We start from the raw sequence: 15,020 nt of genomic DNA, 5'->3' as shown, positions 1-15,020 counted from the left end.
TCAAATAATAATCCATTTATGATATCTGCAAAAACATCATTATAATCTTCCAATACCTTTTCTGTAATATCTTTTTGTCCCATAGGCCTCGTTCCTTTTCCTCTGTTTTTGGCACGAAGCTGCCAGGACTGAATTACTGCTGTTTATTGCCGCTTCGTGCAGGTCTTTAATGTTTGGATTTTCCTGCCGAATGGCATAGAATATCGAATAAGATTTGATGTGTTGAATTTGTTTGTGTTTATTATACTTGGATATGTGATGCATGTCAACCTTTTTGTTTCTTTTCTTAAAAACATCCAAATAAAAATTTACCGTTGGTTTCCCGGCAGGTGTAAAGAATGGAAATGCCGCACATTTTAAAATAGTGTTTGCAAAAGAATAGTATTGCATGTGCAAATGAACGAATTCCCCGAAGGGCACGTAAAAGTGCCTTCTTGGGAATTGTTCATTTTGCACATTGCTGTACGTTTTTGAACGGCCATAGTTTTTAAAAACACTTCATATCATATTTTACACGCTGGCAGGAAACAGCCTTTTGCCACGCTGGTACACGCAGAAAGTTTTTAGAATCAAAACGTTCCGCATCAAGATAGTAAAAAAGCAGAGGCACAGTGACGGCGGCAAATTTTCGTTACTTTACTTCTGCTTTTTAATGTTCTGTATTTTGGCTTGAGAAAGCTTTTCGCTTAAGCACTCACTGACAGGCCAGGAGCTTTGGGCGATGTGCAGACGAACCGCATTGCAAAACATGGTGCGTTAAATAATACAGCCATGATGAATTCGAAAACAAATCGCTCTGACGGTAGCAAGGCTTCCGTCGTGAGGTTTGCGATGTTGCCGCCCCAAAGAGCCGCTGTCTGAGCCTCGAAGAGGCGAGTTTAGGCGGAAGGGCGGCTAACCGGCGAGCGAACCGAACAGGAAACGATGCGTGTCAGGAGATTGTTTTCGAATCATCATGGCGTCATATTTTACATATAAGTTTTCTTAATGCCCATCTTCTTGCCCTTCGGACAAGAAGCATCCCTCGCTCTAAAGAGCTCGGTCAATTTTAATTTACTTCACCACTTCAATCTTCTTTCCTTCATAATCTTTTAACCCCTGAACCTGGAAGCCTTTCTTTTTATATGCTTCCAGTCTTTTCAGGAGCATGCCGTCGATTTTTTCACCCGGCACGATCATCGGGATTCCAGGTGGATAAAGATACAGAAATTCCCCGGAAATCCGTCCCTCACTTTCCTGCAAAGCCACGCTTTCTTTCTGGGATTCAAATGCTTTATTCATCGTGCAAATGATAGTATTTCTTGTAACTCCATCTTCAATCCAGTTACCTTCTTTTTTGCTTTCTGTAGTCTGGAAACGGTTGATCTGTTCATCAATACCTTTTACGGCATAAAACAGTCTGTGAAAGCCCTGATCCGTGTCACACAGCGAGGTCAGTGCCAGTACATAATTTCCCGCTGCCATTTCCATTTCGATATTGTAAGTACGAAGCAGCATTTTCTGAAGTTCATTTCCGGCGATTCCGCATTTTTTTACAGAAAAAATCAGCTTAGAACGATCGAAATCATAAATACTGTTTTTTCCGACAACGCTCTCATCCACCAAATGAATGGAACGAAATTCTTTTGCCCTTTTATAAATGCGATCCAGCCTCTCAGCAAATTTATCAAAAGCATCTGTTCCCTGCTCTTCCACATAACGAATGCATTCATCTATTCCAGCCATCAGAATATAGGACGGGCTGCTGGTCTGGTACATCTGCAGAAACATCCGGACTTTCTGACGGTCAACGAGTTTTCCGTTGATATGGATCAGTGCTGTCTGTGTATAAGAAGGCAGCGTTTTATGAAGACTGTGGATCACGATATCTGCCCCAAGATGCACGGAATTTTCCGGGAAATATTTGGAAAATCCGAAATGTGCTCCATGAGCTTCATCCACAATCAATGGTTTTTTATGTGCATGTGCAATTTCTGCAATTCTCTTCACATCCGAAACAATGCCATCATAAGTTGGCGAAGTAATCACGACCGCCTCGATTTCCGGATGCTCCTCAAGAGAACGCTCCACATCTGCTGGATTGATACCGCCATTTAACATAAATTCTTCCTGAATTTCCGGGTAAACGTAATATACATCCAGATTTCGGATCAGTGCTGCATGGTAAACTGCTTTGTGGCAGTTACGTGCAATCAGAACGGTCTTTTTCGCACATGCAGAAACAGCACTTAAGATGCCCGCCGTGCTGCCGTTGATCAGAAAATGCGATTCTTCCGAACCATAAAGTTTTTCCGCTTTTTTCTGTGCCTCCAAGAGAACACCCTCGGCATGATGCAGATTGTCAAACCCTTCTATCTCTGTGATGTCAATTTTATATGGATTAAAATCAACCGTTTTCTGTCTTTTATGCCCCGGCATATGAAACGGATAGATACCGGAATTTCCATAGTTTGCCAGTTTGTCGAATAACTCTCCCATCTCGTCTGCCCTCCTTTTCTTTCGTCTTTTTGTTTCAGTTCTTGTATCTCTGTCTGTAATAACTTCATACAGCTCAAACCTTATCGCAACTGTAAAGCTGCCGAATAGTTATCTCTATCTTAATACATTTTTCCACAAAATCAAGCAATTCTTTTTAATGTATATTGTGCTGAAAAACAAAAACCAGAGGCACAGTGACAACAGCAAGTCTCCGTCATAGTACCTCTGGCATTATATAATCTTATATTTTTTTAAAACCTTCCGCTTCAGCGACCCCTGGCAGGCCAGGAGCTTTGGGTAATGTGCAACTAACGGTATTGTAAAAATAGCTTGCAAACAATACAGCCATAATGAATTCGAAAACAAATCGTACTGACGGTAGCAGGAGATTGTTTTCGAATCATTATGGCGTCCTATTTCATACACCTATTCTCACAGCGTTCATTTGCACATTCACAAACCTCCGCCGTAACTTTTATTTATCCTGTGTATCCAGATAAGCTTTACGTCCTTCATCGTACAGGTTATTTCCTTCGCAGTCGATGATAACAAATAAAGGCATATCTTCTACATACAGTTTTCTCAGTGCTTCTGCACCCAGATCTTCGTATGCGATCAGCTCTGCTTTCTTGATACATTTTGCCAGAAGTGCACCTGCTCCTCCGATTGCACCAAAGTAAACGCCGTGGTATTTCTTCATAGCTTCTACAACTTCCGGAAGTCTTGCACCTTTACCGATCATACCTCTTGCTCCAACAGACATCATAGTCGGAGCATAAGCATCCATACGTCCGCTGGTTGTCGGACCTGCAGACCCGATAACCTGACCTGGTTTTGCCGGTGTAGGACCTACATAGTAGATCGTAGCATCTGTCGGATCAAATGGAATCTTTTCTCCTCTTGCCAATGCTTCACACATACGTTTATGTCCTGCATCTCGTGATGTATAAATGGTTCCTGTCAGGTAAACTGTATCACCTGCATGGAGTGTTTTTGCCAGTTCTTCTGTAAGAGGCAGTGTAATATGTTTTTCCATTTAAATCACCTCCGTTTTATGGCGTGTTACATGGCAGTTAATATTGATCGCACATGGCATACCTGCGATATGTGTAGCCATGGTTTCGATGTTCAGACCAATTGCTGTTGTCTTTCCGCCAAATCCCTGCGGTCCAATACCCAGTTTGTTTACTTTTTCCAGCATTTCTTTTTCAAGGTCTGCATAGAACGGATCTGGATTTTCAGAATCGATCGGACGCATCAGTGCTTTTTTAGCCAGCAGTGCTGCTTTATCAAAAGTTCCTCCGATACCAACACCTACAACCATAGGAGGGCATGGATTCGGACCTGCTGTTTCTACCGTCTCAAGGATAAAATCTTTGATTCCCTGAAGTCCGGCAGATGGTTTGAACATGCGGATCGCACTCATGTTTTCACTTCCGAAACCTTTTGGTCCTACTGTGATCTTGATCTGCTCGCCCGGAACGATTTCTGTGTAGATCATAGCCGGTGTATTATCACCTGTATTTCCTCTGCGGACAGGATCTTTTACAACGGATTTTCTCAGATAACCTTTGTCATATCCGCGGCGTACACCTTCGTTGATCGCATCTGCAAGATCTCCGCCTGTGATATGTACATCCTGACCAATCTCCAGGAATACACATGCCATACCGGTATCCTGACAGATCGGTACGCACTGTGTATCAGCGATTTCATAATTCTCAATGATCTTGTCCAGTACTCCCTGGGCAATTTCCCAGTCTTCGCACGCTCTGCAGTTTTTGATCGCACATTTCACATCTTCCGGAAGATGCTCATTTGCTTCGATACAGAGCTTTTCGACTACATCTGTAATCTGGCTTGCCTGAATTTCACGCATGTTATTTCTCCTCTCATTATCTACAGGAGCTGCTCATGACAGCTCCCGTAAATGAAAATATAATGATGCCAGGATCAAAAGCCTGAAACCACGATGTGCTTGCACAAGAGTGGTTTTATAGCATCTTTTTACTTAATTATGCACTTACCACTTCACCTGTGATTTTTCTTTCATGTCTTGCATAATGAGGAAGCAGCATCGGAGATACTTCGTTTGTTTCTACTCCTGCTTCTTTCAGTTCTTCATCATATGCTTTTACATGATCCAGGTTCATCTCACCAAGTTCTACGTCTTTGTATTTTGCAGCTGCTTTTTTACCTGCATTTCTGCCGAATACGATGACATCGAGCAGAGAGTTACCCATCAGTCGGTTGGTTCCGTGGATTCCGCCTGCTGCCTCTCCTGCAACCAGAAGGTTCGGGATTTCTTTTGTAAATCCGTCTCCTGTGATCTCCAGTCCACCGTTCTGATAATGAAGAGTCGGGTAGATCACGATCGGTACTTTTCTCATATCAATGCCATAGTTCATGTACATACGGAACATAGCCGGGATTCTCTTTTCGATGGTTCCCTCACCGCCGAGGATCTCGATCATCGGAGTATCCAGCCATACACCTTTTGCTCCGCCCGGAACTTCTACGCCACGTCCTTCGCTGCACTCACGGATAACACCGGAAGCGTTGACATCACGAGTTTCCAGCGGATGGATGTAAGCTTCTCCGTTTGCATTAACCAGCTGTGCACCTACGGAACGAACTTTTTCTGTTACTAGAGCACCCAGGATCTGTGACGGATAAATAGCACCTGTCGGATGATACTGAATAGAATCCTGATATAACAGGGAAGCACCTGCACGGTATCCCAGGATCAGACCATCGGCTGTTGCACCGTAATGGTTGGATGTCGGGAATCCCTGATAATGCATTCTTCCTGCACCACCTGTTGCGATAACAACTGTTTTTGCTCTTGCAACAGAGTAATCTCCTGTCTCCATGTTCAGAAGAACAGCACCTGCAACCTGTCCTTTGTCATCTTTGATCAGTTCTACAGCAGAAGTAAATTCTACAACCGGAATTCCGCGGTTGATCACTTCGTCACGCAGCGTACGCATGATCTCTGCTCCGGAATAGTCCTTTGCAGCATGCATTCTCTTTCTGGAAGTTCCGCCGCCGTGTGTAGTTACCATTCTTCCGTCTGCATCTTTATCGAATTCAACACCCAGCTCATTCAGCCATTTAATTGCATCCGGAGCTTCCATTACCAGTCTCTTTACAAGTTCTGGTTTTGCAGCAAAATGTCCGCCGCCAAAGCAGTCCAGATAATGCTGTACCGGTGAGTCATTTTCTTTATCTGCTGCCTGAATACCACCCTCAGCCATCATGGTGTTTGCATCACCGATACGCAGTTTGGTAACGATCATTACGTTGGCACCTGCTTTATTTGCTTCGATAGCACAGGAAGAACCTGCACCGCCTCCGCCGATAACCAGTACATCTACGTCATAATCTACTTTTGTGATATCCACTTTATCTTTTATCAGACGGCTTGTAGAATGAAGCATTTCTGCCAGCTGCAGAGGAGCTTTCTGGCCTTTGTTTGCTCCTACCTTGATTTCAGCAAACGCATCTGGGTTATAATCTGGATGGAATTTTTTCAAAAGAGCGTCTTTTTCGTCTGCTGTCAGACGTCTCGGCTCTGTAGCCATACGCTCCGCTCTTGTAGCCTCTACCTTTTTGATAGACTCCATCATATTTTCCGGATATGGTGCATACATATTTTACGCCCTCCTATTTCTCAATTTCTCTGTTGTTGTAAAGTTCCTGCATCTCTGTGATCGGTTTCTGCATGATCTGTTCGATCAGTTCATCATAAGCACCTTTGTGGATCTCCTCCACTCTCTCGGTAAGATGTTTTGCTTCCGGTGCAATATATTTTCCTGTCAGACGTCTTGCCAGAAGACCTACCATCGGATGAGAAATACCAGCCGGGCATCTTACAGAACAGCATCCGCAGCTTACACAGTCGAAGGATTCTTCTGCACATTTTTCAAATTCGCCTCTCTGAGCGTATGCAATATACTGCATAACATTCAGGTTCTGTGTACATGCTTTTGTACATGCATTACATCCGATACAGCTGTAGATTTCCGGATACAGTTCCATCATGATCTGCTCGGTCGGTCTGATCTCTTCGATGTCGTAAGTTCTCTTGTCTGTCGGGAAGAATGGAATGCTTGCTACATACATACCTTCCTGAACCTGTGTCTGACAGGCAAGACATGTTTTCAGTTCGTTCTGTCCTTTGATTCTATAAATAGTTGCACATGCTCCACAGAATCCATGACGGCAGCCACATCCTCTTTTCAGGGTGTAGCCTGCATATTCCATAGCTGTCATGATTGTTAAATCTGCCGGAACACTGTATTTTTTACCGAAAAAATATACATTTACCATTTCCTGCATTTTGTCGTACCATTCCTTTCTGTACTTTGTCTAGTGATCCTTTTCTTAGTACTCGTTCGGCAACTCGTCTACTTCATCGCAGCGGAATACCGGACCGTCTTTGCAGACATATTTGGAACCGATGTTGCAGCGTCCGCATTTACCGATACCACATTTCATACGAAGTTCCAGTGTTGTATAGCACTGAGAACGGTTGAAGCCCAGCTCTTCCAGTCCTGCAAGTACAAACTTGATCATGATTGGCGGTCCGCAGACCAGAGCGGTCTTGTCTGTTGAAAAACCGATTTCTTTCAGGTAACTTGGAACAAATCCTACGTGGCCGTCCCAGCCTTCCTGCGGACGGTCAATGGTCAGATGTACATTGACACCCGGAGTTTTTGCCCATACTTCCTGGATCTCTTTCAGTTTTACGAGGTCATCTGCGGAACGTGATCCGTACAGGATGTCAACCGTTCCGTAGTCATCACGATTATCCAGTACATAGTTGATAACGGAACGCAGTGGTGCAAGTCCGATACCACCGGCGATAAACAGCAGATTTTTGCCTTTCAGCTCTGTATCTACCGGGAAATTATTTCCGTAAGGTCCACGGACAGTAATCTCATCGCCAACTTCCAGGCTGTGCAGACAGTCTGTCAGTACACCACATTTTTTAATACTGAATTCCTGATATTCTTTATTTGTAGGGGATGAAGTAATGGAAAACATTGCCTCTCCGATACCCGGTACACATACCATTGCACACTGTCCAGGCATATGTTCGAATAGTTTTCCGCCGCCCGGAGCAGTTACACAGAATGTTTTTACATCCGGTGTTTCCTGCGTGATCTTTGTGATCACACCAACCTTCGGAATCAGTGTATCCAGTGTATAATTTTTATGACAGGTACATTCGCTCATTACTGTTCACCTCCCATGCTTTTGATAACTTTAACGATATTTAAAGAGGACGGGCATTTCTCCACACAACGTCCACATCCAACGCAGGAATACATGCCATCATTGTTTGCCGGGAAATAAACCAGCTTGTGCATGAATCTCTGACGGAAACGCTGCATCTGGCTTGTACGGTTGTTTCCGTGAGCCATCATTGTGAAATCAGAGTACATGCAGGAATCCCAGCAACGGTATCTCTGAACACCGTGTCCTGTATCATAATCCTTGATATCGTAGCACTGGCAGGTCGGGCATACAAAAGTACAGGTTCCACATGCAAGACATGGTTTGTACAGCTCTTCCCATTTCGGAGAATTGAATTTCTCTTCCAGTTTGTCTCCGCCCCATCCTTCCAGGGAAAGATTGGAGTACGGAAGTTTTTCTACGATTGCACGGATGTTGTTCTTTTCTTCTTCCAGCTTGTCGCTGTCGGCATCTGCATTTTCAAGCAGGCTTTCCACTGCTTTTGTCAGTGCCTCACCTTTTTCTGTGATTGCTTTCCAGATCAGGTCATCGCCCAGCATCCATACAGCAACGTCTGCCGCTGATTTTTCCGGATCTGCACAGTCTACGCCAAATACCTTACAGAAACAGCTTTCTTCCGGTTCATGACATGCCATGGCAACGATGATTCCGTGATCTCTTCTTGCAGCATAAAATGTATCGATCGGATCAGCTAAAAATACTTTATCCAGTACTTCTACACCTTTGATGTCGCAGGCTTTCATGCCAAATACAACAAACTCCTGATCCTGTAATGCCTGAGGCTCGATCTTGATGTCTTTGCCTTCTCTCTCACAGCTATACAGATTTTCGCTCTGTGGGAAGAATACATCTTTTGGAGATTTTACGGTCTTTAAAGTTTCAACGTCAACTTCTGCGTCTTCACTCCAAGGTCCGAAATTTACCTGTCCTGCTCTTCTGATCGGCAGATACAGTTCTTTTGTTTCTGCGATTGCACGGAATAATGCCGGCAAATTACTTTTCGCTATCTTGTACATACATTATCCCCTTTCTCCAACAATGCTTGGCTCTACATCGTCAAATGTAAAGTTTGTCAGTGGTGCTTTCGAATCTGTATCCTCTCCTGCCTGATATTCTCCGTAGAATTTGTCAATATCTTTGATAAATTTACGGTTGAACAGATGCAGCGGAATACCCTGCGGACATACACGGCTGCACTCGCCACAGTCCGTACAACGTCCTGCTACGTGGAATGCACGGATAATGTGGAACATCTTCTCTTCGAAATCATCCACATTTGCCTTCTGTGCACTGTCGAATTTTGTGCTGTCAAACACACATTTACGGCAGCTGCATGCCGGACATACGTTACGGCAGGCATTACAGCGGATACATTTTGATAATTCGTTCTGGAAGAATGCAAATCTCTCTTCCGGAGACATTGCTTCAATCTTCTCTACTTCTGCAAAACGATCTGCATCTTTGGTATCTTTGGATTCGCCGATCAGCTCATCATATACCTGATGCTCTTTTCCTTTGCAGACATGGCAGCGTCCCAGCATTGCAGATGCATAAGTGCAGGTCTTTTCGCCATAAATTGTCTGGATCGTCAGAGTTTCTGCATCATCTGTCATCTCGGCACCTGTAATGCTTTCGATACCTTTGATGCCCTGCTCTCTGATCTTTTCGATGGACAGTTTACCTTTACATCCAACACCGATGATAAAAGCTTTTTCTCTGTCTACACGATGTTCTTTGATCAGCTGGTTAAAGCTGTATGTATCACATGGTTTTAAGAATACCAGTGTTTTTCCTTCCAGCTTGGAAGCTTCGATCATATATTTGCTCAGGTTTGCACCGCAAAATCCATTGTATACAAAATTCTTCAGCTGGTCTTCGTTTTCAAAATAAGATGGTTCCGGATTATAAGGCAGATCGCCGGCTTTCCAGCCAAGCACGCGTGCCACGGTACCGTCTGCTAACAGTTCTTTCGCACGTTTGATCAATTCTTCCTGCATCTCAAATCCTCCAATCTTACGTTTTTACCAAGAGAATGAATCTTCTCTGCAAACTCGTTCATAGTCTGAGAGAATTTCACACCTTCAGCCGCAGACACCCACTCTACTCGTGTACGTCCATTTTCCACGCCGATAAAGTCCAGCATGGAGAACAGCAGTGTCATACGTCTTCTTGCATAATAATTACCTGTACTGTAATGGCAGTCTCCCGGATGGCATCCACACATGATAACGCCGTCCGCACCTTTTTCAAATGCTCTTAAGATAAACATCGGGTTTACTCTGCAGGAGCAAGGTACGCGGATGATCTTTACATCGGCCGGATAAACCAGACGGCTGCTGCCGGCAAGGTCAGCACCTGCATAACTACACCAGTTACAGCAGAATGCTACAATTTTCGGTCTGAATTCAGTATTTTCTATCGACATATTGCATCTACCTCCGCTAAGATCTGTCTGTTAGAGAAGCCCTGCAGATCCATAGAACCGGATGGGCAGGCAACGGTACAAGCACCACAGCCCTGACACAGAGCACTGTTTACCTGGGCAATACGGCGTACTTCACGGATACCGTGGTCGTTTACTTCTTTGTCAATATAGCTGATTGCACCGTAAGGGCAAACATTTGCACATGTAGAACATCCATTACACAGCAGTTCATCTGGTTTTGCAGTACATGGATTGGTCATCAGTTTGTCTTTTGCAAGCAGACCAATTGCTTTTACTGCTGCGGCACCAGCCTGAGATACTGTCTCTGGAATATCTTTTGGTCCCTGACATACACCGGACAGGAAGATACCTGCTGTCGGAGATTCTACCGGACGCAGTTTTGCGTGTGCTTCTGTCAGGAAATTGTTTGTATCGATACTTGCTGTCAGCATGGTAGCGATCTTTCTTACATCCGGGTTCGGCTCGATTGCTGCTGCCAGAACAACCATGTCAGCTTCCATCAGGATCTGTTTGTTGTCCAGAAGGTCAGAAGCCTGTACAAGCAGCTGTCCGTTTTCCTGCGGAACAACCTTTCCTACCTGGCCTTTGATGTAGTGAACGCCATATTCTTCTACCGCACGGCGATAGAACTCGTCAAAGTTCTTACCTGGTGTACGAACATCAATATAGAATACGGTAACATCTACATCCGGATATTTATCACGGATCAGCATTGCATGTTTTGCAGTATACATACAGCAGATTTTAGAGCAGTAGCTCTTTCCTCTTTCATCAGAACATCTTGATCCGACACACTGTACAAATACCATTTTCTTTGGTGCTTTATGGTCTGACATACGCTCCAGATGTCCCTTTGTCGGACCTGCTGCATTCATGATACGCTCCAGTTCCAGAGATGTAATAACATCCGGGCTCTGATTGTATGCATATTCATCATATTTATCCAGTTTGATCATATCAAAACCGGTTGCTACAACAATTGCACCATATTTCTGTGTGATGATCTCGTCTTTCTGATCGTAATCAATCGCACCTGCCTGACATACCTTTGAGCAGACACCACATTTTCCGGTCTTGAATTTGATACAATGTTCTCTGTCAATAACCGGTACATTCGGGATTGCCTGTGCAAACGGTGTGTAGATCGCACTTCTGTTGCTCAGTCCACGGTTAAATTCACTTGGAGTCTTTTTGGAAGGACATTTTTCCTGGCAGACACCACAGCCTGTACATTTATCCATGTCTACGCTTCTTGCTTTTTTACGGATATCAACCGTAAAATCACCTACGAATCCGCTTACTTTTTCTACTTCACTATATGTATACAGCGTAATCTTTTCGTGTGCGGAAGCTTCCACCATTTTCGGTGTCAGGATACATGCAGAACAGTCCAGCGTCGGGAATGTCTTATCGATCTGGGACATTCTTCCTCCGATACTCGGCTCTTTCTCAACGATATCTACTTCATATCCGGCATCTGCGATATCAATCGCTGTCTGAATACCTGCGATACCGCCGCCGATAACCAGTGCACGTTTTGTTACACGGCTCTCACCCGGCTGAAGCGGTGCATTTAAGTTTACTTTTGCAACGGCTGCTCTCATAAGGATAACCGCTTTTTTTGTAGCTTCTTCCATATCCTTATGGATCCAGGAACAATGCTCACGGATGTTTGCAATTTCTACCATGTATGGGTTCAGTCCGGCTCTTTCAGCAGCCTTTCTGAATGTTGTTTCGTGCATACGTGGTGAACAGGAACATACTACCATTCCTGTCAGACCTTTTTCTTTAATTGCAGCATCTATTTTTGCCTGTCCTGCTTCAGAACACATATACTGATAATCTTCTGCATGGACAACTCCAGGCTCCAGTTTTGCCATTTCCACTACTTTTTTCACATCTACAGTAGCTGCAATGTTACTTCCGCAATGACAGACAAATACTCCTATTCTCTGCAATGAGTTCACCTCCAACTTTCTCTCATTTATCTCTTATATCTTCTGAACGCACTTACCAGAAGCTGCTGTGGCAGTTCCGGATCCAGAAGTTCTGGTATTTCTTCTGCTTTCAGATAATCTGCACCTCTCTGACGCACAACCATCTGTCTTGCTGCATCAATCAGTTTTCCAGGTTTTACATCTCTTGGACATCTTTCTACACATGCGAAGCAGGAAAGACATTTCCACAGAGTTTCGGACTGCATCAATGCATCAATATTTTCTTCTGCTACATAGGATACAAACTGATGTGGCTTGATATCCATTTCATTAAAAGCAGGGCAGGTTGCGGAACATTTGCCGCATTTCATACATTTCTGAGGATTTGCACCGCTGATCTCTTTGATCTTTTCTGCATTATCTCTTGCTGTTTTCATTATTCCTGCACCTCCTCTTTCAGACCCAGTGCCTCTGCAAGCAGTTCTGTAAAGTAATGAACCGGAAGCTTGTTTGCACTTGTGCTGGTGTTCAGATTATACAGGCACAGCGGACAGGCTGTGATCAGTTCTTCTGCTCCCATTCCGGCTGCAGAATCCATGATGCGGTCAACCATTTTTCCGCTCATTTCTTTTTCTTTCAGGGAAATATATCCTCCGCAGCACTCGTTGCGGTAACCGTAAATAACAGGTTCTGCTCCGATCGCACGGATAAAATCTTCAATAATGGTTGGATTTTCCGGGTCATCAAATGCCAGTACTGAGCTTGGACGAAGAAGCAGACAGCCATAGTAGGCACCTATTTTTCTTCCTGTCAGCGGTTTTACCACTTTTTTCTTTAATTCATCAAATCCCACTCTGTCACGCAGTACCTCTAAATAATGAAGTACATTTGTCTCACCTTCATAAGGCTGCTCAAGCTGCATATAATTATTTGCTCTTGTGCGGATGTCCTCCACATTTTTCATATCATCATTTACACGTTTGATTACGTGATGACATGCTGAACAAAGCGTAACAAGATCCTGACCTTTTTCTTTTGCATCATTTAATGCACGAACAGAAGAAAGTTTGCTGGCAATCTCATCTGTTCCCAGCGGATATACACCGCCGCAGCACTGCCAGTTTTCAATCTCTTCCAGCTCAAATCCAAGGGCTTTTGCAGATTCTCTGCCGTAACGATCCAGATCTTTCGCTTTTGTTTTCAGAGTACATCCAGGAAAATAACTGTAAACCATTTTTACCTCCTGATGCCGCATATTTGCGATATTTTATTTATAGTAACTTTATACATAACAGAGAATTTTGAAAATTCTGATTTTCATGGATATAATGTTCTGTATCGCATACTGCATACCTTAAAATTCCCTGTTATTTTTCAAACATTCTTTATACCATTATTTGTAACGGTTCCGTCTTTTGACAACCGCAGTACAAAATCCATCAAGTTTCTTTCTCTATGGTGTTTTGTCTGCTGAAATCTTACAGTTCGATCTGTGCAATAACAGATTTCAGTGCATCTGCACTCTTCTTCAGTTTTTCAACTTCTTCGTCTGTCAGAGGTACCGGAACTTTACCTTTCAGACCGTTCGGACCGATCATGCTCAGTGTACTTAAGCATACATCATCAATGCCGTATTCACCGTGCATCATAGAAGATACCGTTGCGGTAGAATCATAAGCAGACAGCAGAAGTCCGCACAGACGACATACAGAAGCAGATACTGCATAGAATGTAGCACCTTTGTTTGCAATGATCTTTCCACCGGATTTCTGTACATATTCAAGCATTGCATCTTTATCCAGAGTCGGGATTTCTTTGCCGATATTGTTCATCAGTGTAGTGTACTCATCAATGTTTGCACAGGAAATATGTGCACGTGACCACGGAATGAAAGAAGTATCACCATGCTCACCAAATACATAAGCGTGGATGTTCTTCTGTGCAATATCAAAATGCTCTGCCAGTCCACAGCGAAGTCTTGCTGTATCCAGGATCGTACCGGAACCAACAACCTGATTCTCCGGCAGTCCGGAAATTTTTGTGAATACATAAGTCATGATATCAACCGGATTGCTTACGATTACGTAGAGAGCATTTGGTGCCTCTTTAACAATTTTCGGTGTAATATCTTTGAGAATATTTACATTTGTCTGTGCCAGCTCAATACGTGTCTGACCTGGTTTTCTTGCAATACCGGAGGTGATGATAACGATATTGGAATCTTTCGCATCCTCATATTCACCTGCTTTGATATTGATCGGGTCGCGGAAGCAGGTTCCCTGGATAATATCCATAACTTCTCCTGCTACTTTTTCTTTATTGATATCAATCAGAACGATCTCAGATGCGATATCCTGATTAGATAACGTATAAGCAATTGTAGACCCAACACTTCCTGCTCCAATGATAGTAATTTTGCTGCTCATAAATTACTCCTTTCCTGAATAAGTTTACTGATATTGTCTATTTTTTAACAAACTCTCGTTTAAAACAGGGAGGCCGCAAACTTAAATTAGCAAATTAAGTTGTATACCTCCCATTAAGTTCCAAAATCCGACAATATACTTCCACGCACATCACATGGATGTTATCTGCGACTGCAAGACCGAAGAGCTGCAATTTTATCCGCTTAAATCATAGCTCCCTCCATGCAACGTCTTAAAATATCATACCATGTCAGCAACACTTTCACAAGTAAAAAATGAAAAGTTTTTATCAAAATTTGATATAAGCATAAATTCAATGGACGCATCTTATATCCCATATCTAAAGCAAAGGTTTTTTCGATGAATTGGATAATTTTTCTAATTTCTAATATTGTATGATGCCAGGGTCAAAAGGTCTAAATCCACATGAGCTTGCTCATAGGTGGATGAAAGACCTTGGGACCCGCCCCG

Annotated in this window: 14 protein-coding genes; all 14 read right to left on the bottom strand. The window is 43.4% G+C overall.

All coding sequences use genetic code 11. From position 1 onward, the window contains the following. Positions 1-39: 39 nt before the first annotated feature. Positions 40-456 carry a hypothetical protein gene (locus LKD42_RS13890; RefSeq protein ID WP_248836044.1) on the bottom strand — a complete coding sequence of 139 codons (417 nt, stop codon included), beginning with the start codon at positions 454-456 and terminating at the stop codon, positions 40-42. Positions 457-1,053: 597 nt separating this feature from the next. After that, entirely contained in the window at positions 1,054-2,478 is a 1,425-nt protein-coding gene (locus LKD42_RS13885; protein ID WP_248836043.1) for an aminotransferase class I/II-fold pyridoxal phosphate-dependent enzyme, read from the bottom strand. A 475-nt stretch (positions 2,479-2,953) separates the two neighbouring features. Next, complete coding sequence (locus LKD42_RS13880) at positions 2,954-3,514, bottom strand: Fe-S-containing hydro-lyase (protein ID WP_022119666.1); 561 nt, start codon at positions 3,512-3,514, stop codon at positions 2,954-2,956. Continuing rightward, on the bottom strand, positions 3,515-4,357 hold the full coding sequence (locus LKD42_RS13875) for a fumarate hydratase (RefSeq protein ID WP_022119665.1): 843 nt from the start codon (positions 4,355-4,357) through the stop codon (positions 3,515-3,517). Between the two features lie 136 nt (positions 4,358-4,493). Further along, positions 4,494-6,131 carry an FAD-dependent oxidoreductase gene (locus LKD42_RS13870; protein ID WP_173866935.1) on the bottom strand — a complete coding sequence of 546 codons (1,638 nt, stop codon included), beginning with the start codon at positions 6,129-6,131 and terminating at the stop codon, positions 4,494-4,496. A 13-nt stretch (positions 6,132-6,144) separates the two neighbouring features. Then, positions 6,145-6,819 (bottom strand): 4Fe-4S dicluster domain-containing protein, encoded by a 675-nt coding sequence (locus LKD42_RS13865; RefSeq protein WP_022118348.1) that lies wholly within the window; start codon positions 6,817-6,819, stop codon positions 6,145-6,147. Positions 6,820-6,864: 45 nt separating this feature from the next. Continuing rightward, positions 6,865-7,719 (bottom strand): FAD/NAD(P)-binding protein, encoded by an 855-nt coding sequence (locus LKD42_RS13860; protein ID WP_147633021.1) that lies wholly within the window; start codon positions 7,717-7,719, stop codon positions 6,865-6,867. Continuing rightward, the gene (locus tag LKD42_RS13855; RefSeq protein ID WP_147633022.1) at positions 7,719-8,756 is read right to left on the bottom strand and encodes a 4Fe-4S dicluster domain-containing protein; all 1,038 of its coding nucleotides are present in this window, start codon (positions 8,754-8,756) and stop codon (positions 7,719-7,721) included. Before LKD42_RS13855 ends, LKD42_RS13860 begins: the two co-directional genes overlap by 1 nt. 3 nt (positions 8,757-8,759) lie before the next feature. After that, positions 8,760-9,737: a 4Fe-4S dicluster domain-containing protein gene (locus LKD42_RS13850; RefSeq protein ID WP_022118351.1), complete on the bottom strand. Its 978-nt coding sequence runs from the start codon at positions 9,735-9,737 to the stop codon at positions 8,760-8,762. Then, on the bottom strand, positions 9,722-10,165 hold the full coding sequence (locus tag LKD42_RS13845) for a hydrogenase iron-sulfur subunit (protein ID WP_022118352.1): 444 nt from the start codon (positions 10,163-10,165) through the stop codon (positions 9,722-9,724). The genes LKD42_RS13850 and LKD42_RS13845 overlap by 16 nt, the downstream gene beginning before the upstream one ends. Beyond that, positions 10,156-12,144 carry a CoB--CoM heterodisulfide reductase iron-sulfur subunit A family protein gene (locus LKD42_RS13840; RefSeq protein ID WP_022118353.1) on the bottom strand — a complete coding sequence of 663 codons (1,989 nt, stop codon included), beginning with the start codon at positions 12,142-12,144 and terminating at the stop codon, positions 10,156-10,158. The genes LKD42_RS13845 and LKD42_RS13840 overlap by 10 nt, the downstream gene beginning before the upstream one ends. 26 nt (positions 12,145-12,170) lie before the next feature. Continuing rightward, positions 12,171-12,560 (bottom strand): 4Fe-4S dicluster domain-containing protein, encoded by a 390-nt coding sequence (locus LKD42_RS13835; protein WP_022118354.1) that lies wholly within the window; start codon positions 12,558-12,560, stop codon positions 12,171-12,173. Next, entirely contained in the window at positions 12,560-13,357 is a 798-nt protein-coding gene (locus LKD42_RS13830; protein WP_022118355.1) for a CoB--CoM heterodisulfide reductase iron-sulfur subunit B family protein, read from the bottom strand. The genes LKD42_RS13835 and LKD42_RS13830 overlap by 1 nt, the downstream gene beginning before the upstream one ends. Before the next feature lie 244 nt (positions 13,358-13,601). Next, on the bottom strand, positions 13,602-14,549 hold the full coding sequence (locus tag LKD42_RS13825; RefSeq protein ID WP_022118356.1) for an L-lactate dehydrogenase: 948 nt from the start codon (positions 14,547-14,549) through the stop codon (positions 13,602-13,604). Positions 14,550-15,020 lie beyond the last annotated feature (471 nt).

This window comes from Hominisplanchenecus faecis (genome assembly GCF_020687205.1).
GTDB classification, from domain to species: domain Bacteria; phylum Bacillota; class Clostridia; order Lachnospirales; family Lachnospiraceae; genus Hominisplanchenecus; species Hominisplanchenecus faecis.
The sequence above is the reverse complement of the archived record's forward strand: the minus strand, read 5'-3'. Positions and strand labels throughout refer to the sequence as shown.

Bases quoted from the DNA above. Each gene is read 5' to 3' on its own strand.
- LKD42_RS13885 (WP_248836043.1), bottom strand. From the start codon at position 2,478: ATGGGAGAGTTATTCGACAAACTGGCAAACTATGGAAATTCCGGTATC.
- LKD42_RS13880 (WP_022119666.1), bottom strand. From the start codon at position 3,514: ATGGAAAAACATATTACACTGCCTCTTACAGAAGAACTGGCAAAAACA.
- LKD42_RS13875 (WP_022119665.1), bottom strand. From the start codon at position 4,357: ATGCGTGAAATTCAGGCAAGCCAGATTACAGATGTAGTCGAAAAGCTC.
- LKD42_RS13870 (WP_173866935.1), bottom strand. From the start codon at position 6,131: ATGTATGCACCATATCCGGAAAATATGATGGAGTCTATCAAAAAGGTA.
- LKD42_RS13865 (WP_022118348.1), bottom strand. From the start codon at position 6,819: ATGCAGGAAATGGTAAATGTATATTTTTTCGGTAAAAAATACAGTGTT.
- LKD42_RS13860 (WP_147633021.1), bottom strand. From the start codon at position 7,719: ATGAGCGAATGTACCTGTCATAAAAATTATACACTGGATACACTGATT.
- LKD42_RS13855 (WP_147633022.1), bottom strand. From the start codon at position 8,756: ATGTACAAGATAGCGAAAAGTAATTTGCCGGCATTATTCCGTGCAATC.
- LKD42_RS13850 (WP_022118351.1), bottom strand. From the start codon at position 9,737: ATGCAGGAAGAATTGATCAAACGTGCGAAAGAACTGTTAGCAGACGGT.
- LKD42_RS13845 (WP_022118352.1), bottom strand. From the start codon at position 10,165: ATGTCGATAGAAAATACTGAATTCAGACCGAAAATTGTAGCATTCTGC.
- LKD42_RS13835 (WP_022118354.1), bottom strand. From the start codon at position 12,560: ATGAAAACAGCAAGAGATAATGCAGAAAAGATCAAAGAGATCAGCGGT.
- LKD42_RS13830 (WP_022118355.1), bottom strand. From the start codon at position 13,357: ATGGTTTACAGTTATTTTCCTGGATGTACTCTGAAAACAAAAGCGAAA.
- LKD42_RS13825 (WP_022118356.1), bottom strand. From the start codon at position 14,549: ATGAGCAGCAAAATTACTATCATTGGAGCAGGAAGTGTTGGGTCTACA.